This is a genomic window from Micrococcus sp. HMSC31B01, assembly GCF_001816085.1.
Classification (GTDB): domain Bacteria; phylum Actinomycetota; class Actinomycetes; order Actinomycetales; family Micrococcaceae; genus Micrococcus; species Micrococcus luteus.
In genome coordinates this window covers 1-826 of sequence record NZ_KV824868.1, presented here as the reverse complement: position 1 = coordinate 826, position 826 = coordinate 1, and the positions used below count along the sequence as shown (strand labels likewise).

General features: G+C 78.3%; 1 protein-coding gene. It reads right to left on the bottom strand.

The features are described from left to right. Positions 1 to 826, bottom strand: an 826-nt coding sequence (locus tag HMPREF3105_RS00910) for a transcription antitermination factor NusB (RefSeq protein WP_305791311.1), incomplete at both ends; no start/stop codon positions are given.

The window sequence follows — 826 nt, the reverse complement described above, 5'->3', positions numbered from 1 at the left end:
CGGGGGAGCACATGGCCGGGTCGCCGGCGGAGTGCAGGGCGGAGTCCGGGGCCAGCGGTCCGGGTTCGGCGCCGTCGTCGAGGGCCGCGGCGAGCGCCTCGGCCCCGCCGGCCACGGGCAGGGCGACGAGGTTGACCACGGGCGGGGCGTTGTCCGCCTCGAGCAGGGCGGCCAGCTCGGCGTCGCGGTCGGCGGTGTGGCGGGTGCCGCGGTGGGCGGCCAGGGCCTGGCGCAGCGCGCGGACGATCCACACCGGGTGCGAGGCGCGGACGGCCAGGGCGGCGTCGCCGCCGTCGGCGGGGGCGACGTCGGCCAGCCACTCCTCGAGGGGGCGTTCGGCGACCCGACGCAGCACCGCGTTCACGAACCCGGAGGCACCGGCCCCGATCTCGGCGCGCACGAGGGAGACGGTGGCGTCGAGGGCGGCGTGGGCGGGCACACGCATGCCCAGCAGCTGGTGGGCGCCGAGCCGCAGGGCGTCGAGCACGGGTGGGTCGATCTTCTCGAGCGGGCGGTCCACGCAGCGGGTCAGGATCGCGTCGTACAGGCCGAGCCCACGCAGGGTGCCATAGGCGAGTTCGGTGGCGAAGCCTGCGTCGCGCCGGTCGAGGCGGGCCTGGCGGATGCGCGCCGGGAGGACCAGGTTCGCGTACGCGTCCTCGGCATGGACGGAGCGGACCACCCCGAACGCGACGCGGCGCGCCGGGTCGGCGGTGCGGGAGCGCTGTGACGGCGCCTGCGCCGAGTACTTCCGTCCGGCGCCGGAGCGACCCCGGTTGCGGGTGCGCCCCTGCGCGTCGCGGCGGTCCTGGGCGTCCGGCCGGGG